This window comes from Ruegeria sp. AD5 (genome assembly GCF_056542345.1).
Genome location: NZ_JBQFZR010000002.1, coordinates 535,480 through 553,729, shown reverse-complemented (window position 1 = coordinate 553,729; position 18,250 = coordinate 535,480). Strand labels below are relative to the sequence as shown.

Annotated in this window: 16 protein-coding genes and 1 tRNA gene; 10 read left to right on the top strand and 7 right to left on the bottom strand. The window is 57.2% G+C overall.

What is annotated here, in order from left to right:
- Window positions 1-12 precede the first annotated feature (12 nt).
- Window positions 13-987, bottom strand: coding sequence for an HAD family hydrolase (locus tag ACR0JG_RS11315; RefSeq protein ID WP_170625874.1), 975 nt, complete (start codon window positions 985-987; stop codon window positions 13-15).
- A gap of 60 nt (window positions 988-1,047) precedes the next feature.
- Window positions 1,048-2,658, bottom strand: coding sequence for an arylsulfatase (locus tag ACR0JG_RS11310; RefSeq protein ID WP_480569785.1), 1,611 nt, complete (start codon window positions 2,656-2,658; stop codon window positions 1,048-1,050).
- Window positions 2,659-2,849: 191 nt separating this feature from the next.
- Here ACR0JG_RS11310 and ACR0JG_RS11305 point away from each other — a divergent pair, with 191 nt between their 5' ends.
- Complete coding sequence (locus ACR0JG_RS11305) at window positions 2,850-3,530, top strand: Crp/Fnr family transcriptional regulator (protein ID WP_170510220.1); 681 nt, start codon at window positions 2,850-2,852, stop codon at window positions 3,528-3,530.
- Window positions 3,531-3,537: 7 nt separating this feature from the next.
- Here the strand turns inward: ACR0JG_RS11305 and ACR0JG_RS11300 are convergent, their stop codons facing one another.
- Window positions 3,538-4,629, bottom strand: coding sequence for an AI-2E family transporter (locus ACR0JG_RS11300; protein ID WP_170393011.1), 1,092 nt, complete (start codon window positions 4,627-4,629; stop codon window positions 3,538-3,540).
- A 158-nt stretch (window positions 4,630-4,787) separates the two neighbouring features.
- On the opposite strand from ACR0JG_RS11300, the gene ACR0JG_RS11295 reads away from it, so the two are divergent.
- The 3 genes from ACR0JG_RS11295 (at window position 4,788) to ACR0JG_RS11285 (ending at window position 7,835) form a co-directional block, all read left to right on the top strand.
- Window positions 4,788-5,645 (top strand): YihY/virulence factor BrkB family protein, encoded by an 858-nt coding sequence (locus ACR0JG_RS11295; RefSeq protein ID WP_480569783.1) that lies wholly within the window; start codon window positions 4,788-4,790, stop codon window positions 5,643-5,645.
- Window positions 5,645-7,549 carry a cytochrome c3 family protein gene (locus tag ACR0JG_RS11290; protein WP_480569779.1) on the top strand — a complete coding sequence of 635 codons (1,905 nt, stop codon included), beginning with the start codon at window positions 5,645-5,647 and terminating at the stop codon, window positions 7,547-7,549. The genes ACR0JG_RS11295 and ACR0JG_RS11290 overlap by 1 nt, the downstream gene beginning before the upstream one ends.
- 91 nt (window positions 7,550-7,640) lie before the next feature.
- Window positions 7,641-7,835 (top strand): hypothetical protein, encoded by a 195-nt coding sequence (locus tag ACR0JG_RS11285; protein WP_170393013.1) that lies wholly within the window; start codon window positions 7,641-7,643, stop codon window positions 7,833-7,835.
- A 6-nt stretch (window positions 7,836-7,841) separates the two neighbouring features.
- Here the strand turns inward: ACR0JG_RS11285 and ACR0JG_RS11280 are convergent, their stop codons facing one another.
- Both ACR0JG_RS11280 and ACR0JG_RS11275 read right to left on the bottom strand, forming a co-directional pair.
- A complete protein-coding gene (locus ACR0JG_RS11280) occupies window positions 7,842-8,558 on the bottom strand; it encodes an RlmE family RNA methyltransferase (RefSeq protein ID WP_480569776.1) in 717 nt (238 codons plus the stop codon).
- Window positions 8,558-9,670 (bottom strand): Ppx/GppA phosphatase family protein, encoded by a 1,113-nt coding sequence (locus ACR0JG_RS11275; protein WP_170393015.1) that lies wholly within the window; start codon window positions 9,668-9,670, stop codon window positions 8,558-8,560. Before ACR0JG_RS11275 ends, ACR0JG_RS11280 begins: the two co-directional genes overlap by 1 nt.
- 241 nt (window positions 9,671-9,911) lie before the next feature.
- Here ACR0JG_RS11275 and ACR0JG_RS11270 point away from each other — a divergent pair, with 241 nt between their 5' ends.
- The 4 genes from ACR0JG_RS11270 (at window position 9,912) to ACR0JG_RS11255 (ending at window position 12,420) form a co-directional block, all read left to right on the top strand.
- The gene (locus ACR0JG_RS11270; RefSeq protein WP_170393016.1) at window positions 9,912-10,208 is read left to right on the top strand and encodes a virulence factor; all 297 of its coding nucleotides are present in this window, start codon (window positions 9,912-9,914) and stop codon (window positions 10,206-10,208) included.
- A gap of 26 nt (window positions 10,209-10,234) precedes the next feature.
- Window positions 10,235-11,161, top strand: coding sequence for a methylenetetrahydrofolate reductase (locus tag ACR0JG_RS11265; protein WP_170646106.1), 927 nt, complete (start codon window positions 10,235-10,237; stop codon window positions 11,159-11,161).
- A gap of 9 nt (window positions 11,162-11,170) precedes the next feature.
- On the top strand, window positions 11,171-12,235 hold the full coding sequence (locus ACR0JG_RS11260; RefSeq protein ID WP_170393018.1) for a methyltetrahydrofolate cobalamin methyltransferase: 1,065 nt from the start codon (window positions 11,171-11,173) through the stop codon (window positions 12,233-12,235).
- A 111-nt stretch (window positions 12,236-12,346) separates the two neighbouring features.
- Window positions 12,347-12,420 (top strand) — tRNA-Gly (locus ACR0JG_RS11255).
- A 1-nt stretch (window position 12,421) separates the two neighbouring features.
- Here the strand turns inward: ACR0JG_RS11255 and ACR0JG_RS11250 are convergent.
- Together ACR0JG_RS11250 and ACR0JG_RS11245 are read right to left on the bottom strand one after the other, a co-directional pair.
- Window positions 12,422-13,279 (bottom strand): class I SAM-dependent methyltransferase, encoded by an 858-nt coding sequence (locus ACR0JG_RS11250; RefSeq protein ID WP_480569773.1) that lies wholly within the window; start codon window positions 13,277-13,279, stop codon window positions 12,422-12,424.
- 24 nt (window positions 13,280-13,303) lie between these two features.
- Window positions 13,304-15,349, bottom strand: coding sequence for an ASKHA domain-containing protein (locus tag ACR0JG_RS11245; RefSeq protein WP_170393020.1), 2,046 nt, complete (start codon window positions 15,347-15,349; stop codon window positions 13,304-13,306).
- A 215-nt stretch (window positions 15,350-15,564) separates the two neighbouring features.
- On the opposite strand from ACR0JG_RS11245, the gene guaB reads away from it, so the two are divergent.
- Both guaB and ACR0JG_RS11235 read left to right on the top strand, forming a co-directional pair.
- Window positions 15,565-17,013, top strand: coding sequence for an IMP dehydrogenase (gene guaB, locus ACR0JG_RS11240; RefSeq protein WP_170646100.1), 1,449 nt, complete (start codon window positions 15,565-15,567; stop codon window positions 17,011-17,013).
- 60 nt (window positions 17,014-17,073) lie between these two features.
- Window positions 17,074-18,237: an RsmB/NOP family class I SAM-dependent RNA methyltransferase gene (locus tag ACR0JG_RS11235; RefSeq protein WP_480569770.1), complete on the top strand. Its 1,164-nt coding sequence runs from the start codon at window positions 17,074-17,076 to the stop codon at window positions 18,235-18,237.
- The last annotated feature ends 13 nt before the right edge of the window (window positions 18,238-18,250 follow it).

Below are 18,250 nucleotides of genomic sequence, written 5' to 3'. Positions count from 1 at the left end.
GATCCGGGTTGCTTAGTTTGCCCCAGTGTAGATGCGGGACCAGTCGTTGGCCATATCAACAATGACCCATCCCATATCCGGGCCTTTGTCCAACCCATCGACTAGCCGTCCAATCGGGCTTTCGCGGTCGTAGGCCCATTCGCGATCCGAATCAGTGTGATGGATCAAAACGCCCAGCCGTGGCCCGTCGCCTGCGGTGGTCCATTCTAGCATGGCAAAATCCCCGTCCGAGTTTCCCCCGGCAAATATGGGGCGCTTGCCAATGGTGCGCTCGATATTGATAGGTTTGCCTTCTTTATCATCGATGAAGGCGATGCCGGGGGCCTTGTTGATTACAGGCGTGCCGTCCACATTGTCATACGTGGTCTCACCATAGGTGCCCAGAATCTGTTCGGGCGGGATGCCATATGCCTGTTCGGCGAAGACACGCATGAAATGCAGGCCTCCGCCTGAAACGATATAAGTTTTGAAATCCTCATCCCGCAGATAGCGCAACAGCTCGACCATCGGCTGATAGGTCATCTGGTCGTAGGGCAGATCGGTCTCGGGATGTCGTGCAGTGTCCAGCCAATCGGCCACCGACGCCTGAAATACTTCAACGCTGCTGCCGGAATGCGATGCGTTGACCACTTCGATCAGAGCGTCGTGCCCGCCTTCCAGAATGGTTTTCAGATCACCCTCAGCAGCCGCTTTCAACGCTGGGGTCGATAAGATCGATGGGTCTTGTTTAGCAAGCTCTGCCAGTTGGTCCATGGCAAATATGAACTGAAAATAGACCGGTTGTTCAGCCCAGAGCGTGCCGTCATTGTCAAACACCGCAATCCGATCGGCGGGAGTGACATAGAATTCATTCGCCGGGTCGCTGACCGCGTCAACAAAGTCGATGATCTGCTGTTTTGATGCCGAGTCGGTCCAGCTGGGCAGGGGGTCTGCGAACGCCACTAGGGGGACGGTGGCTATAAATGCCGTGAGTTTGAGAAATCTCATGTAATAGCCTCTGATACTGGAAAAAGGGGCCGCGCTTTACGGCGGCCCCTGTCTTGTTTTCTAGTTCGAAGTTGGTGTGGCCAATTTCTGCATCACCTGATCAAGGCTGAAGCTGGCCGCCTTCTGACGTGGTGGGAATTCTTGGAAAGTACTCAGGAAACTCGCCACATATTGCTGCGCCGGTACTAGGAAATACACCCGGTCGATCATCCAGTCGTAGTATGTGTTGGATGTGCGGTATCCACGCTCATAAGGGTCGCGGCGCAAATTCACGATGATCGGCACGCGCAGTTCTGTAAATGGTTCCATCCATGCGCGCAGGGTGGCCCATGCTTTTTGCTCCAAAAAGATCAGCTTCCAGTCGTCAAAGCGCAAAGCGGACAGGTCGCCGTCATCCGTGAAATAAAAGATTTCACGGCGGGGGCTTTCAGTGGTCTCACCGGTCAGCAGTGGCAAGATGTTGTAGCCATCCAGATGCACTTTGTAGTCGCGACCCATGGCAGGTGAGGAATAGCCGGCTTTCAGCTTTTCCTTGATTTCGGGGTCGCCAGCGACCGCCAGATAGGTGGGCAGCCAGTCCATGTGATGCACGATTTCGTTCGAGATCGAACCCGCTTCGATCTTGCCGGGCCAACGCACCATGGATGGTACGCGCCAGCCGCCTTCCCAGTTGGTGTTCTTTTCGCCCCAGAACGGTGTCGAAGCGGCATCCGGCCATGTGTTGTAATGCGGGCCGTTATCGGTGGAGTAATGAACGATCGTGTTGTCGGCGATGCCGAGTTCGTCCAGCAGATCAAGCAGTTGGCCGACCTGAATGTCATGTTCGATCATGCCCGCCGTGTACTCATCGGCCGGACTACCTAGGATTTCGTTGGCTGTTTCGCGCATATCTTCCCCGACATGGGTGCGGAAATGCATGCGTGTGCCATTCCACCAGACATAGAATGGTGTGCCGTTCTGGTTGGCCTCACGAATGAACTCAACGGCAGCTTCCAGGGTTTCCTGATCCACCGTTTCCATGCGTTTGCGTGTCAGTGGACCGGTGTCTTCGATGGGGCCACCTGCGCTGGACTTGATCACACCGCGCGGACCATAGGCCTCGCGGAACGTGCGCCCGTCGGGCAAAACCGCGTCCCCGGGATAATCTTCATGCTCGGGTTCTTCTTCGGCATTGAGGTGATAGAGATTCCCAAAAAACTCATCAAATCCGTGATTTGTCGGCAGGTGCTCATCCCTGTCGCCCAGGTGGTTCTTGCCAAACTGGCCGGTCACGTACCCATGATCCTTAAGCAACCCTGCAATCGTGGGGTCTTCGATCTGCATCCCTTCTTTAGCGCCAGGCAAGCCAACCTTGGACAGTCCAGTCCGGAACACCGATTGGCCCATGATGTAAGATGAGCGGCCAGCTGTGCAGGATTGCTCGCCATAATAATCGGTGAAGATCATGCCTTCATCGGCGACCCTGTCGATATTGGGGGTCTGGTATCCCATAAGGCCCATTGTGTAGGCCGAAATGTTGGATTGGCCGATGTCATCGCCCCAAATGACCAGAATGTTGGGTTTTTGATCCTGCGCCCATGCGGGCAGTGCGACCAGAACGGCAATCGACGCTGCTGCGGTACGGCGCAGTCCGATACGCCAGCTTTCCAAGAACCGGGTTGTAGTTAACATGTTTTACTCCTGAACTTGTGGACAATTTGTCCCTGTGAACTATCTGAGACTTGTGTCCAGAATAGGATTAGTTGCAGTCGTTAAGCATTGGATATCCCGCGAAAATAGCCAGATTGCGGGATTCGTGTGTAAGTAATGTAGGCCAGTGAGCCTGATTGAAATTTATCATATGATGAAGTTTAAATATATAGATGGCATTAATTGAAACTGATCTAGACGCGCTGCAGGAAAGTTCCTGGTTCAAAACCAGATCTCCCGCCTTTCAGGATGCTCTGATGCGCAGCGCCGTGCGCCGAACTTACGGTGCTGACGAAGCTTTGTTTGTCCAGGGTGATCCCGCCAACGGGATTCACGCTGTATTGGATGGTAGTGTTAAGATCACCGTCCCCGCAGATGACGGTCAGGAATTTGTCATACACCAAGAGGGACGTGGCTTTTGGATCGGCGATCTCGCGTTGTTTGCGACTGCGCATCGGCTGATCAGCGTGGTGGCGACTCGGCCAACCGAGACGCTTTTCTTTCCGGCCCCGCGGTTAGAACGCTTAGTGCAGGATTCTCCTGACTTTGTTCGGGATTTCTACGCCTTAAGTCATGAAAACATGCAAAAAGCCCTACGTATCGTTGCCAATCTTGCGGTGACCGGCACCGAGAAACGGCTGGTTCTGAGGTTGCTGCATCTGGATGAGGTGACATCCGATGCAGAGGGTTGGATACCGGTTTCGCAGGAAGAGCTGGCGGCTATGATTGCAGTCTCTGCGCCAACGCTTCACCGAGCATTACACAGGCTTATCGAATTAGACTTGATCGAAGGCGGGTATGGTCGGCTGAGGTTGAAAGATCGACGCGCCCTCGTCGCTAGCTGTCAAAGTTGACGGACTTTCAAGCAGAATGTTCTGTTGACGACCGATCATCCTCACCGAGCCTTCCATCCAAAGACATCAAGATCGCGACAGGGCGCAGCGCGGGGATGTGGCTGAAGATGATCAGGATGCAGACGGTCAAAGGCACACTCAGGAACGCTCCGATCAGACCCCAGACCGTGGTCCAGAAGGTCAACGCCAAAATCACTAGGAACGTCGACATGTTCAGCGATCGGCCTAGCATGGCCGGATCTAGAAAGTTGCCGATTAGAAACTGTAGTGTGCCGCACCCCAGAACGATCACGAGAAATGGCCCGATCGTCTCAAACTGAACCAGAGCGATCATTGCGGGAAAGATGACGGCGATGATCGAACCGATTGACGGGATGAAATTCAGGGCGAAAGTCAGCACGGCCCAGGTTTCAGCATATTCCAGACCCAGCGCTTTGAATACGGCGTAGCTGATGGTGGCGGTGATCAGACTGATAAAGGTTTTCACGCCGACATATCGCTGCAGGCTGTACGAAATCGCATCCAGAACCAAGGCCAGGTCAGCCCCCAGCCGCGGGTTGCCGGCGGCAAGCTGGATTTTCTTGCGAAAGGCCAACCGCTCGGCCATCAGAAAGGCGACATAGAGGCTTATAAGGAAGAACTGGTTAAGCAGCGATGTGGCACTGCCCAGCAATATCCGAGCGACATAGGACATATCGATGCTGACCAGATTGTCTCGGATAAAACTTGTGACATCGTTGCCGACCAACCCGGTAATTCTATGAACAGCCCCGTCAAACTGGCTTTCGTAGGTGTTGATCGAGCGTGCAAACTGCGTGGCCTGACTGCCCAGAATGTACATGATCATGAACAAACCGGCCAATACAACTGTTACTCCCGCGACATTCGCCAACCAGATTGGCACCCGCGTCACTGCAATGACCCGGTCGCTAAGGGCCAGGATCAGCACGTTGACCAGTAACGCCATGGTCAACGGCACCAGAAAGTTTGCCCCTGCATAGAGGCCAAGCACCATTAGCGTGGCCACGATCGCAACATCCCGCAATACGCTCAGTTGCGGACGCGCACGGGAAGGGCTGTTTTCTGGGTCAGAGGTCATAAGATGGCCTTGGTCTGAGTGCTGCCTGGATGTGTTTTGATTGATCCTGCACAGGCTGGCGGGTTTATGCAATCCATACAGAAGGTTATACGCATGAAATCGGTGGCCTGATCCGATTGACGGTTCTGCCAAAGGAAAAGGCAGGCTAGGCTAGCGCAATGCCAACTGTTTTGATTCCCTCGTTCGGCCAATTCCTGCGTGCGCTCTGGCTTGCTGTGCGCCGGTTCAATGACAAAAACGGCTTTGTCATGAGCAGCCATGTCGCCATGTCGTTGATGATGGCCTTGTTTCCGTTTGTCCTATTCACGGTGGCGTTGGCAGGGGCCTTGTCACAGGGCTATGTGACCGATGAGTTGATCGAACTGATCTTTGGAGCATGGCCGAAAGACGTGGCTGATCCCATCGTTTCAGAACTGCGGGCGGTTCTGGCCGGGGCGGGCTCGGGCGTGATCACTTTGGGCGGCTTGTTGGCGATCTACTTTGCGTCGAACGGGGTAGCCGCTGTGCGAAAGGCGATGGCGCAAGCCTATCACGACAAAGACACTTGGCCGTTCTGGAAAACCCGACTGTTGTGCTTCGCGCTGGTCATAATCGGCGGCGCTGCCATTCTGGCCATCGCGGCGGTCGAAGTCGTTTTGCCGGTCTATACCCGTCTGGTTTCGGAAAAGACGGCAGTGGATGTCGACAACTGGCTGTCGGTGGATCGCCTGCGATGGACCTTTACCGTGGCCGTGCCCGCTGGCACCGTTCTTCTGGCCCATCTGATCCTGCCCACCCGTCGGCACAGCCTTTTGCAGATTTTGCCGGGCGTGATCCTGACGTTGGCTTTGTGGGCTGCGGGCGGATGGGGCTTTTCGATCTACATCGCCCAGTTTGCGACCTATAGCGCGACGTATGCCGGGCTTGCGGGGGCGATGGCGGCGCTGATTTTCCTGTACCTGTGCTCGGCCATGCTGATCCTCGGGGCTGAATACAACGGCGCGTTGATCGATCTGCAGAATGCGGAAGGCAAATGATGTATCGCCGCGCAATCCTGGCGACCGCGATCCTTTGGGCAACCGCGCAGCAGTCGCAGGCGCAGGACTATGTTGGATCAGACGCGTGCTCGGATTGTCATAAGGAAGAAACCGAAGCCTGGGAAAGCTCGTACCATGCGCTTGCCTGGACCGAGGTGGAGGACGGCCATGTTCAGGCTGATTTCGATGGAACACGATTCTCGCATGATGGAATGAGCGTGGCCTTTGCGGATCAAGATGGAGCTCTTACGGCGCAGGTCACCGAAAAGGACGGCGTTACAACGACCTATCCAGTACATTCAGTGGTTGGTATCGCGCCGCTACAGCAATATCTTTTAGAAACCGAACCCGGCCGATTACAGAGTTTTGATGTGGTTTGGGACGTCAAAAAGGGCCGTTGGTTCCACCTTTACCCGGATCAGGATCTGCCTCCAAATGATGGGCTGCACTGGACCGGTCCGTACAAAAATTGGAACGCCCGCTGTGCCGAGTGTCATGCGACCGGTTATGTGAAGAACTACGACTCTGAGGAAAGGCGCTATGCCTCGACACAGGTCGAAATTGGTGTCGGGTGCGAGGCTTGCCACGGGCCGGGTTCTGCGCATTTGGAGTGGACGACCGGAAAAGTGTTGCAAGACGGTTTGAGCGAGTTCGGATTCCCTACGACATGGGGCAGGGGGCAGACAGAAGCGGAAATTCAGCAATGCGCCGGCTGTCATTCCCGGCGCGAGGCGTTAGAAGATGGTAATCCGCTTCCCGGCAAGCCGTATCACGACGCCTATAACCTGGCGTTGCTGCGACCGGGTTTGTATCACCCAGATGGCCAGATTTTGGACGAGGTCTATGTTTATGGCTCATTCCTGCAGTCGCGCATGTATGCAGAAGGGGTGGGTTGTATGAATTGCCATGATCCGCACCGGGCTGAGGTAAAAGCCGAGGGTAATGGGTTGTGTACCCAATGCCACTCCCCCGCTGGCAACCCGGATTTCCCGACCCTTCGGAAAGCCGACTATGACACGCCCGCGCATCACCAACATGCTGAAAATTCTGCGGGTGACCAATGCAAGAACTGCCACATGATCGAGCGTGTCTATATGGGGGTAGATGGCAGGCGCGATCACAGCTTCCGCATTCCCCGCCCTGATCTGGGGCTCGGAACTGATGCCTGCACCGATTGCCATGCGGATGAAGATCAGTCTTGGGCGGCGCAGCAGATTGAACTCTGGTTCCCGGAATCATCCTATAGAGTGGCGCACTATGGCACGACATTTGCAGCAGCAGGCAGTGGTCAATTGGACGACCCTGAAACGCTAGTCGCGATCGCTCTGGATGAAGGACAGGCAGGTATCGTTCGCGCAACCGCTCTGTATTTGTTGCAACCTTTTGCAACGCCTGATCTTGCCGAGCGTCTAGCACCGTTGCTGGCCGATCCGGACCCACTGATACGGGCCAATGGACCGGTACTGCAGCGGCAGGTTCCTGCCCAGTTGCGCGCTTCGCGGTTAGAGCCGTTGTTATCCGACCCCATGCGCAATGTACGCATCTCGGCTGCGAAAGAGTTCTTATCGATCCCCGCGCATGCCATGAAGCAAGACCAACGCGCAAGCGCGCAGCAGGGCATGGCGGATTGGCAACGTAGCATTTCCAATCGTTTGGACTTTCCTGAGACCCATTTGGTGCTGGGTGGCTGGGCGCTTACGCTCAGAAACGCGCCGGCTGCAGAACGTGCATTCCGCGAGGTTGTAACGCTCGACCCGCAGCGCGTTGAGGCTTGGCCGATGCTGGTTCAACTTGCCCACATCAATCGCGGTGTTCAGGCTGCGTTGGCGACATTGGACGAGGCCTTGTTAGTTCTTCCCGATGATCCAAACTTAATGCAACTGGCGCAGGAACTCGGGAGATAACTGGCATGGAACTGGCAGATTTGCGCCATCTTCACGGCGCATTCTGCGGTTAGCCAACCGGTATAAGCACTCGGATTGCTACAGGTGATGTATGCCGGATCGCACCGCTACCCTCGCAAAGCCGCTGACGGCGGCCCGTAAAACGACGCTTGACCAGCGTATTGAAGAGCTGCGCGCGCGCAAGCCTGTCGATATCAATCATGGCGAAGCACTATTGCTGCAAGGCATAGCTGCAGCGTCTCTGCGGAAACAGAGCATAGCGCCGGGAAAGATCGATCTGGATTAACGCCGCTTAACCCCGGAAGCCGGTGGCGACAACAAACTTCTCGGAACTATCAGAACGTGAGGCCGGAGGCTTCACATTGGCAACCTTGTTGAATTTCTGCTTGAGCAGTTTCTGAAGGTCCCCCTCAGCCCCGCCAGCAAGCACCTTGGCAACGAAAGTGCCGCCCTCTTCCAGCACGTCGAACGCGAAATAAGCCGCCGTTTCGCACAGGGCCATGATCCGCAGGTGGTCAGTCTGTTTGTGGCCCGAAGACGCAGCCGCCATATCAGAAATGACCACGTCCGCTTTGCCACCCAGCCAGTCCTTGACCTTCTGATCGGCGTCATCTTCCATGAAATCAAGGACATGCGCGGTGGCACCGGCGACGGGCTCAACCTCTTGAAGGTCAACCCCCAGAACGGTGCCGACGCGCTTGCCGCTTTTCTCGCCGAGTGCATTGACGCGTTTCACGGCGACTTGCAGCCAGCCACCGGGCGCACAACCCAGATCGACCACGCGCGCGCCGGGTACGAGAAACCGGAACTTGTCGTCCAACTCAAGTATCTTGAATGCCGCGCGTCCGCGATAGCCTTCGACCTGCGCGCGTTTGACATAGGGGTCGTTCAACTGCCGTTCCAGCCAGCGGGTCGAGCTGAGCTTGCGCCCGCGCGCTGTCTTGACCTTCACCTTCAGGTCGCGTTGCCCGCGACCCGAGTTGCTTTTGCCAGTTGGTGTCTTCGCCATCAGAACGGTCCGTCTTCCAATACACCGTCCGCACTCATTTGCGCATAAAGCAAACCCTCGCGCAGCCCACGGTCCGCCACAGAAAGGCGATCGGTGGGCCAGCAGCGCAACAGCGCCTGCAAGATGGCCGAGCCGGACATGATCAGGGCCTGCCGATCTTCTCCGATCCGGGGATCACGGCGGCGCCCACGAGGGCCGAGTTCTAGATAGCCTCGTATCACCTTGTCAATCTGATCGCTGGTCATCCGCAATCCGTCCACCTTCGTCCGGTCATAGCGCTTGAGGCCAAGGTGTGAGGCGGCGACAGTGGTCACCGTTCCGCTGGTGCCCACAATCTGAAACCCTTCGCGGGCCTGCTCATCCTTGTAAGGTGCGAAATCGGCCAGATTTTCTTCGAAAAACCAGCTCATTAGCGCAAAACGCGCGGCATCGTCTTCGACGTCGTTGAACTGATCACGCAATGTTGCCACGCCCAGGGGGACGCTGATCCAATCGACCACCTTGGCCGCAGGGAAAGGGCTTTCAGGCGTGTGGAACCCGTTATGCAATCTCATGATCGCGGCAGGCCGATCCCGACGAGGAACAGAGGAGATGTCGATCCAGACCAATTCGGTTGAGCCGCCGCCGATATCGACGACCAACAATTGCTCGGTCTTGGTCGACACCAGCGGTGCACAGGAAATCACAGCCAGACGTGCTTCTTCCTCGGGCTGGATGATGTCGAGCGTCAGGCCGGTTTCGCGTTTAACTTGCCGGATGAAATCGCGTGAATTCTTGGCGCGACGGCAAGCTTCGGTTGCGATCAAGCGCATGCGCTTGACCTTGTTACGCTTGAGTTTTTGCTGACAAATCCGCAGCGCCTGTACGGTACGTGCCATGGACGCCCGCGACAATCGCCCGGTGCGTTCCAGACCGGCACCCAACTGCACCGATTTGGAGAAGCTGTCCACCACATGAAATCCACTGCCCTTGGGCTGGGCGATCAACATGCGGCAGCTATTTGTCCCCAAATCCAGTGCCGCATACAACGCATCTGGATCGGGTCTTGCCGGCGCGGGGCTTTCGACCGCTTTCGGGAACGCGCCCGCACCTCTGGGACGCTTGGGCGCCATCTTAAACGCCCTCCGATTTTCGAGTTACCCCGACCATAGGTCGCGCAATTGGATCACGCAAGACGCTCATTAAAGTCATTAGGATTTTGATGTTCGGTTTTGGCCACCAAGGCATTAAAAGCTGCGGTACGCAGCCGTGGGCAAAAAGGTCGCTGCAAATACGCCGTATGTCGAAAATCGACCGACTTGGACCCACATTGAAGTTTAGAACCGGTCCATCTGGTTAGGAGGAATCACGGTAATGCCTGACGTCACCATCGTATATTGGCGCGATATTCCCGCCCAAGTCATCGTCGGCAAGGGCCGTCGTGGCGCTAAGCGGCAGTTGGAAGAGCGGTTTGAACAAGCCATCGACCGGGCCGCAATGAAGGTGAACGCCAAGGATAGTGATGCCTATCTGGCCGAATGGCGCAAAGCCGAGCCTTTCGCAGTTGAGGGCGACCCGTCCGAAATTGCCGAAGCCGAGGCCGCGCGTTTGGAAACAGAGTACGATCAGGACCGTATCAAGACCCTGATCGCCAATGACGGTTGGGCATGAGCCCCAGATCTTTATGGGAGGCCGCTATGGCTTTGCTGAACTTCAAGAAACGTGATGCGGTCGAAAACGGCCCTGTGAACCCGACCGTCGAAGCCTTTTTGCAGGGCTACTCGATCGAGGTGATGCCGCGCACTGCGGAAAAAGTCGAAGATTTCCGCGCGCTGCTGCCAGAAGGCACCCGTGTCTACATCGCCCATATCGAGGGCACGCCAATCGAAGACATGGTCAAAACCGCCAAGCGCATCGCGGCCGAAGGTTACCCTGTCATGCCGCATTTCCCGGCACGGATCATCAAGGATGCCGCGACGCTTGAAAACTGGATTTCCATGTATCAGGGTGAAGCGGGTGTCGAGCAGGCGCTTCTGCTGGCTGGTGGTGTCGCCAAACCGCATGGTGATTTCGACAGCTCGATGCAGCTGCTGGAAACCGGACTGTTCGACAAGGCGGGGTTCAAGCGACTGCACGTAGCCGGTCACCCCGAAGGCAACAAGGATATCGATCCCGACGGCTCGACCAAGTATGTCGATGACGCGCTGCGCTGGAAGCAGAAGTTTTCGGAAACCACCGACGCCGAAATGGCGCTGGCCACTCAGTTTGCGTTCGACGCCAAGCCGATCATCGCTTGGGCAGATAGCCTGAAAGAAGCGGGTATTGATCTGCCGATCCATATCGGTATCGCGGGCCCGGCGAAGCTGCAGACGCTGATCAAATTCGCTATCGCCTGCGGCGTTGGTCCATCGCTGAAAGTCCTGCAGAAGCGCGCCATGGACGTGTCCAAGCTGCTGTTGCCTTACGAGCCAACCGATGTGGTCACCGAACTGGCCAATCACAAGGCAGCCAACCCGGATTTCAATATCACCAAGGTACACTTCTTCCCGCTGGGCGGGATCAAGACCAACGCCAACTGGGCGATCAACAACGGCGGCGCTTCGGCAAAGCCGGTTAACTCCTAAGGAACGGACATGACCCGTACAGTCGTAGAATCAAAAACAAAAACTGCCGTTCTGGGCTTTGACGAACCGTTCTGCGTTATCGGTGAGCGGATCAACCCAACGGGCCGTAAGAAACTGGCTGCCGAATTGGAAGCAGGCGATTTCTCGACAGTCGAAAAGGATGCTCTGGCGCAGGTCGCTGCAGGCGCGACCGTTCTGGATATCAACGCAGGTGTCGTCTACAACTCGAACCCCAACCCGAACGAGACCGAGCCGCCGCTGATGACCAAGATCGTCGAGCTGGTGCAGGGGCTTGTTGATGTACCGCTTTGCATCGATTCCTCGGTTCCGGGCGCTTTGGAAGCCGGTCTTGAGGCGGCGGAAGGTCGTCCGCTGTTGAACTCGGTCACCGGTGAAGAAGAGCGTCTGGAACTGGTTCTGCCACTGGTCAAGAAATACAACGTACCCGTTGTGGCGATCTCGAACGATGACACCGGAATCTCGGAAGACCCCGATGTGCGTTTTGCCGTTGCCAAAACCATCGTTGAGCGTGCAGCCGATCACGGCATCCCGGCTCATGACATCGTGGTCGATCCGCTGGTCATGCCGATTGGTGCGATGGCAACTGCTGGCCAGCAGGTGTTTGCTCTGGTCCGTCGTCTGCGGGAGGAGCTGGGCGTGAACACCACATGCGGTGCGTCCAACATCTCGTTCGGCCTGCCGAACCGTCACGGTATCAACAACGCCTTCCTGCCGATGGCAATGGGTGCGGGAATGACTTCAGCGATCATGAACCCGGTGGCTCTGCCGGTGACTCAGAAGAAGATTGCTGAAAAGAAAGAGGCCGTTGCTGCCGCCGGTATCATTCTGCCCGAGGATATGGACGACGAAACCTTTGTACAGATGTTCGGTCTGGGTTCGACCCTTCCGCGTGCGGGCAAAGAGATGGAGGCCATCCGCGCCGCCAACCTGCTGACCAACAACGACGCACATGGCGGTGAGTGGATCAGGTTCAACAAACCACCCGCTGAGGCCGGAGCCGAAGGCGAGGGTGCACGCGGACGTCGTGGCGGTGGTCGTCGTCGCCGCGCTTAAGGTAAATAAAACAATGGATTGGGCCGGATTTTTTGATCCGGCCTTTTCGATTCGTCAGCGTTTGTTGACCCTTGAACCCCAGTAAAGAGCAGTGCTAATCAATGCCCAGCGGCGGGTATGATGTAATGGTAGCCTGTCAGCTTCCCAAGCTGAACGCGCGGGTTCGATTCCCGCTACCCGCTCCAATCATTCTGCGCGTCGGGCCTGATAGAGGTTGATCATCGCTGGGATGAGGATCTCCGAAACAGACTGATACTGTCGGAACTCTTCTGCGACCGCTTGTTGAATGGCGTCAGTATCAGCCTCACTCCCTTCGAAATGAGCAACAACACGGCCCGCAGGACCAACACGTGTCACCAGCCTCGCCGTGCCTTCAACGCCGCCAAAACCCGTCAGGTTCACTGTGATCGCGTCGCCGGTTATTTCAGACAACCCCGCTTGGGTCATCAGACCTTTGACATGGTCGATGTCGTGGAACGCCAGCGGCCCGGGCGCATAGCGGTCTACGCGGGGCGGTTGACCCATTCGCCGAACGGCGGCGACATGGGGTATCTTGAACCACGGGTTGACGTCCAATGGCCCCCAGGAAGCGAACGTCATTTGCCCACCGGGTTTCAGTGCCAAGGCGATGTTTCGGAATGCTGCGATCGAGTCGCTAAAAAACATGACACCAAACCGGGAGATTGCGGCATCCATTTGTCCGGGTTCAAACGCGTAGGTTTGCGCATCCGCGTGCTGAAAAGTGATAGTCTGTATCCCGTTGCTTTCAGCACGTTTGGCTGCGCGGTCCAGAAACGGCTGCGATATATCGGCCGCCAATACGTGTCCTTCGGCCCCAACCGCGCGCGCCGCTGCGATTGCACTGACGCCTGTGCCGCATCCGATATCCAGCACTTGCATACCCGCCGACAGGGCGGCCCGGTCCAGAACGAGATCAAGAACGGGCGCGAAGGCGTGGTCAAGCTGATCCTCAAAGGTCAGCCATTTGGTGCCTTGTTCCGAGTTTCCCCAGAATTCCGCCTGTTCCTCGTTCACTGATGTCATATTCGCCTCCTGTGGATGGGGCGACTATGACCTCCGGCGGCGTCGACGGCCAGATTTTTCCTCATCCCCGCCGCCGGTATTGAAGGACGGAGCGGGCAGGGTGACGACCTGCGCCAATTCAGGGAACGGATCGGTTTTGTGCGGGATCGCATTGGCGGCGACGAAATGGTCCTGAAACTTGGGCTCGATTGCCGTTTCGACCTTGGTGATCTCGCGCACCACGCGTTCGATCTCGGCCCGCGATCCGATGTTACACAGCGCGATCCGGGCACCGGTTCCAGCGGCATTACCCGCGCTGGAGACCTTCTCCAGCGGTGCATCAGGGATCATACCCAGCACCATCGCGTGTTTGGTCGAAATATGCGCGCCGAAGGCACCGGCAAGTACCACGCGATCCACACGGTCAACCTCCATCTCATCCATTAGGAGACGCGCTCCGGCGTAGAGCGCGGATTTAGCCAACTGGATGGCACGGATATCACCCTGAGTTACCGTGATACGCGGACCGCCCTCGGCGCTGGCGTCGTGGATCAGATAGGAGTTGGTGCGGCCTTCGGGAACGCAACGCGGTGTGCCCGTCTGCGCGGCCGAGCCGATCAGCCCGCTTTCGTCCAGAAGACCTGCAATGCGCATCTCGGCCACGGCCTCGATAATGCCTGAGCCGCAGATACCGGTGATGCCCGTGGTGGCAATGTCCTGATCAAAGCCTTCGTCATTCGACCATTTTTCGGACCCGATCACGCGGAAACGCGGTTCTTTGGTGACAGGATCGATTTCGATTCGTTCAATCGCACCGGGCGCGGCTCTCTGGCCCGAGCTAATCTGGGCACCCTCAAATGCGGGGCCGGTGGGTGACGAACAGGCCAGAACGCGGTGGGTGTTGCCCAGCAAGATTTCCGCATTGGTACCCACATCCACGATCAGTACCAGATCGTCGGACTTGCCGGGTTCCTCGGATAGGGCAACGGCAGCGCAGTCCGCACCCACATGGCCCGCAATACACGGCAGGATGTAGACCTGCGCGCGTGGATTCATCGTGGTCAGGTCCATCTCATGCGCAGGCAGGGACATGCTTTCGGACGTCGCGAGCGCAAATGGCGCCTGACCCAGTTCGACTGGGTCCAGACCCAGCAAAAGATGGTGCATGACCGGATTGCAGACGAACACCGTTTCGACGATCAAAGCGGCATCGATCCCGGCCTCATCAGCGATTGAAGTGGTCAGATCGTTGATCGCTTCGCGCACGGCCCGGGTCATTTCCTTGTCGCCACCGGGATTCATCATGGCGTAAGACACGCGGCTCATCAGGTCTTCGCCGAAACGAATTTGCGGGTTCATCAGGCCGGAAGAAGCCTTGACTTCACCTGTTTCCAGATCGGTCAGGTGCGCAGCGATGGTGGTCGAGCCGAGGTCGATAGCCAGACCGTAAAGCCCATGTTCGTGCAGGCCGGGCCAAATTTCGACGATACGGGCCACGTTGTCCTTGAGGCCTTTGTGGACTGCGACCGTGACCTCCCATTTCCCTTTGCGAAGCACTGGCTGCAGCTTGGACATCAGGGACAGGTCGGCGGTTATTGCGTCGATCTTCCACTGCTCGCGCAAGGCGCGCTCTAACCGTTCCAGATCGCCTGTGGGCGAGTGCATGTCGGGTTCTTCCACCACCACGAAATACAGGCGTGTAGCAGGGTCCATGGTGATGGCGCGGGCGGCGGCGGCCTTGCGGACCACCTGACGGTGAACCTGGCTTTCAGGAGGCACGTCGATCACCACGTCACCCTGAACCGAGGCCTGACAGCCCAAACGGCGCCCGGGTTTCAAGCCTCGCTTGTCGTCATAACGCTGTTCAACCGCGTTCCATTCGCTCAGCGCGTCCTCCGAGACGGTCACGCCATGTTTGGGAAACTCGCCATAGCTGGGGGTGATCTGACATTTCGAACAAATACCGCGTCCACCGCAGACTGAATCAAGATCGACACCCAACTGGCGCGCTGCCGTCAGGATTGGCGTGCCAACAGGAAAGTGTCCGCGTTTGCCGGACGGGGTGAAAACGACAAGAGGATCGGTGGTCATGAATGGCTTGCCTTTGTATTCGCGCGTATGCCGGCGAACATATGGGTTTGAACGCAAAGGGAAAGGGCATTCAGCGGCACGTTTTGCATTGCTTGCGTCGTTTTCGGGCGTGGCAGAAGCCCGCGGGGGAAAACAACTTGGGTTCGGGGCTTTCCCTCGGGTGAAATCCATGCAATAGGGTCACCGTCAAACGGGCTTTTGCATGGGGTTGTCAAATGCAGATTCGTGAGGCACTCACCTTCGACGACGTTCTTCTGGTTCCGGGCGCATCTTCTGTGCTGCCGGCAACCGCTGATACCACCACGCGCGTGACGCGTGAGATTACGATGAACATCCCGCTGCTAAGCTCGGCGATGGACACGGTGACCGAGGCGCGTATGGCTATCGCCATGGCGCAGGCTGGAGGCATCGGTGTGGTGCACAAAAACCTCTCGGTCGAGGAACAGGCCCGCGAAGTGCGTCGGGTTAAGCGGTTCGAATCCGGTATTGTCTATAACCCGGTCACGCTGCGCGCGGATCAAACATTGGCAGATGCTCAGGCTTTGGTAGAGCGCTACAACTTCACCGGCTTCCCGGTCGTTGAAGAAAGCGGTCGTGTCGTCGGCATTGTCACCAACCGAGATATGCGCTTTGCGACCTCGGATGACACGCCGATCAAAGCGATGATGACCTCTGACAATCTGGCGATGCTGCAAGAGCCTGCCGATCTCGAAGAAGCCAAAAGCCTCATGCGCGCGCGCCGGATCGAAAAATTGCTGGTCGTCGATGGCGAGGGCAAGCTGACAGGCTTACTGACGCTGAAAGATACCGAGCAGGCCGTGCTGAACCCTACAGCCTGCAAGGACCGGTTGGGCCGTCTGCGTGTGGCTGCTGCAACCTCGGTCGGAGACGCTGGGTTCGAGCGGTCAGAGCAGTTGGTCGATTCCGGGGTCGATATCATTGTTGTGGATACCGCACATGGTCATTCGCAAGGGGTTCTGGACGCGGTGAAACGTGCCAAGACGCTGTCGAACGAGGTTCAGATCATCGCCGGTAACGTCGCCACTGCCGAAGCCACCAAAGCGCTGATCGATGCAGGTGCAGACGCGATCAAAGTGGGCATCGGGCCCGGCTCGATCTGTACCACACGGATGGTCGCGGGTGTTGGCGTCCCTCAGTTGACGGCCATCATGGATTGTGCCGCTGCGGCGGGGGAAGTTCCGGTCATTGCTGATGGTGGCATCAAATTCTCGGGCGATTTCGCCAAGGCGATTGCGGCAGGGGCATCTTGCGCCATGGTGGGTTCGATGATTGCGGGCACGGATGAAAGCCCGGGCGAGGTGATCCTCTATCAAGGCCGCTCGTTCAAATCGTATCGCGGCATGGGAAGTCTGGGTGCGATGGCGCGCGGCTCGGCGGATCGCTATTTCCAGAAGGACGCCGCGAATGACAAGCTGGTGCCCGAAGGGATCGAAGGCCAGGTGCCGTACAAAGGGTCCGCAAGCGCTGTTGTGCACCAACTGGTTGGAGGTTTGCGGGCGGCGATGGGCTATACCGGTTGTGCCACCGTCGATGAGATGCGCCAGAACTGCAACTTTGTCAAAATCACTGGCGCAGGTTTGAAGGAAAGCCATGTGCATGACGTTCAGATCACACGGGAAAGCCCCAATTATCGCGTGATGTAAGTTTGTGAGACCCTTCAGGGGGGCTCTCGAAATTGATCGTGTAGACGAACGGAAAACGCGATGACACCTGCTGCTCGGGTACAGGCCTCGATCGAGATCCTCGATGACATTCTTGCCGGTGCACCGGTCGAGAAGGCGTTGACCGGCTGGGCTCGACGCAGTCGGTTCGCGGGATCTAAGGATCGCGCTGCGATCCGGGATCATGTGTTTGATGCATTGCGGTGCAAGCGATCCTTCTCGGCGCTCGGTGGGTCCGAGACGGGGCGCGGCCTGATGATCGGTGCCGCCCGATCCTTGGGCTCAGACCTAACGTCAGTATTTTCGGGCGCGCGATATGCACCTGCAGAGGTAACCGAGGCTGACCAACCCAGGTCATTTCAGAGCGACGCAGAACGTCTGGATATCCCCGAATGGTTGTGGCCCCAATTTCAGGCCGCGTTGAAGGACGAAGCTGAACTTGCCGCAGCCGCGCTACAATCGCGCGCTCCGATTCATCTGAGGGTCAACCTGCTGAAAACTGACCTGCCTACAGCCATTCAACGACTGGCTGCCGAGGAGATCACGGCGCATCCACATCCGGCCTGCGATACTGCATTGGAAGTTACCGAGGGCGCACGCAAGATATCTCAGAGCGGTCCGTATACAGATGGGCTGGTTGAGTTGCAGGATGCCGCAAGCCAGGCGGTTGTTGCCGCGCTTGATTTACAGCCAGGCATGCGTGTCCTGGACTATTGTGCGGGTGGCGGAGGCAAGTCCCTTGCTTTAGCGGCTACGGATATGGGTGTTCAGGTCTTTGCCCATGATGCCAATCCCAACCGTATGCGCGACTTGCCAGCGCGCGCGGCAAGGGCGGGCGCGGATGTTACGAACCTGACCACAGGCCAAATCACCGGTCAGGCCCCGTTCGATGTGGTTTTGACAGATGTGCCATGTTCCGGCAGCGGATCGTGGCGTCGCGCGCCGGCAGGGAAATGGGCACTAACGCCCGAGCGTTTGGAGGAACTAGCGCAGATTCAGGCCACCATTCTACGAGATGTTTCACCTCTCGTTGCGCCCAAAGGCGTGCTTGCCTATGCGACCTGCTCGATGCTGGCGATTGAAAACGACGACATTATTGATGGGTTCTTGGCCAGCAATCCCGAATGGCAGAGCGGATACCGCAAAACGTGGCTGGTTTCACACGGGACCGATGGATTTTTTACAGCACACTTGACGCGAATATAAACTTTAAAACACA

Excerpts from the sequence above, each read along its gene's own strand:
- ACR0JG_RS11315 (WP_170625874.1), bottom strand. The coding sequence starts at position 987 with ATGAGATTTCTCAAACTCACGGCATTTATAGCCACCGTCCCCCTAGTG.
- ACR0JG_RS11310 (WP_480569785.1), bottom strand. The coding sequence starts at position 2,658 with ATGTTAACTACAACCCGGTTCTTGGAAAGCTGGCGTATCGGACTGCGC.
- ACR0JG_RS11305 (WP_170510220.1), top strand. The coding sequence starts at position 2,850 with ATGGCATTAATTGAAACTGATCTAGACGCGCTGCAGGAAAGTTCCTGG.
- ACR0JG_RS11300 (WP_170393011.1), bottom strand. The coding sequence starts at position 4,629 with ATGACCTCTGACCCAGAAAACAGCCCTTCCCGTGCGCGTCCGCAACTG.
- ACR0JG_RS11295 (WP_480569783.1), top strand. The coding sequence starts at position 4,788 with ATGCCAACTGTTTTGATTCCCTCGTTCGGCCAATTCCTGCGTGCGCTC.
- ACR0JG_RS11290 (WP_480569779.1), top strand. The coding sequence starts at position 5,645 with ATGTATCGCCGCGCAATCCTGGCGACCGCGATCCTTTGGGCAACCGCG.
- ACR0JG_RS11285 (WP_170393013.1), top strand. The coding sequence starts at position 7,641 with ATGCCGGATCGCACCGCTACCCTCGCAAAGCCGCTGACGGCGGCCCGT.
- ACR0JG_RS11280 (WP_480569776.1), bottom strand. The coding sequence starts at position 8,558 with ATGGCGAAGACACCAACTGGCAAAAGCAACTCGGGTCGCGGGCAACGC.
- ACR0JG_RS11275 (WP_170393015.1), bottom strand. The coding sequence starts at position 9,670 with ATGGCGCCCAAGCGTCCCAGAGGTGCGGGCGCGTTCCCGAAAGCGGTC.
- ACR0JG_RS11270 (WP_170393016.1), top strand. The coding sequence starts at position 9,912 with ATGCCTGACGTCACCATCGTATATTGGCGCGATATTCCCGCCCAAGTC.
- ACR0JG_RS11265 (WP_170646106.1), top strand. The coding sequence starts at position 10,235 with ATGGCTTTGCTGAACTTCAAGAAACGTGATGCGGTCGAAAACGGCCCT.
- ACR0JG_RS11260 (WP_170393018.1), top strand. The coding sequence starts at position 11,171 with ATGACCCGTACAGTCGTAGAATCAAAAACAAAAACTGCCGTTCTGGGC.
- ACR0JG_RS11250 (WP_480569773.1), bottom strand. The coding sequence starts at position 13,279 with ATGACATCAGTGAACGAGGAACAGGCGGAATTCTGGGGAAACTCGGAA.
- ACR0JG_RS11245 (WP_170393020.1), bottom strand. The coding sequence starts at position 15,349 with ATGACCACCGATCCTCTTGTCGTTTTCACCCCGTCCGGCAAACGCGGA.
- guaB (WP_170646100.1), top strand. The coding sequence starts at position 15,565 with ATGCAGATTCGTGAGGCACTCACCTTCGACGACGTTCTTCTGGTTCCG.
- ACR0JG_RS11235 (WP_480569770.1), top strand. The coding sequence starts at position 17,074 with ATGACACCTGCTGCTCGGGTACAGGCCTCGATCGAGATCCTCGATGAC.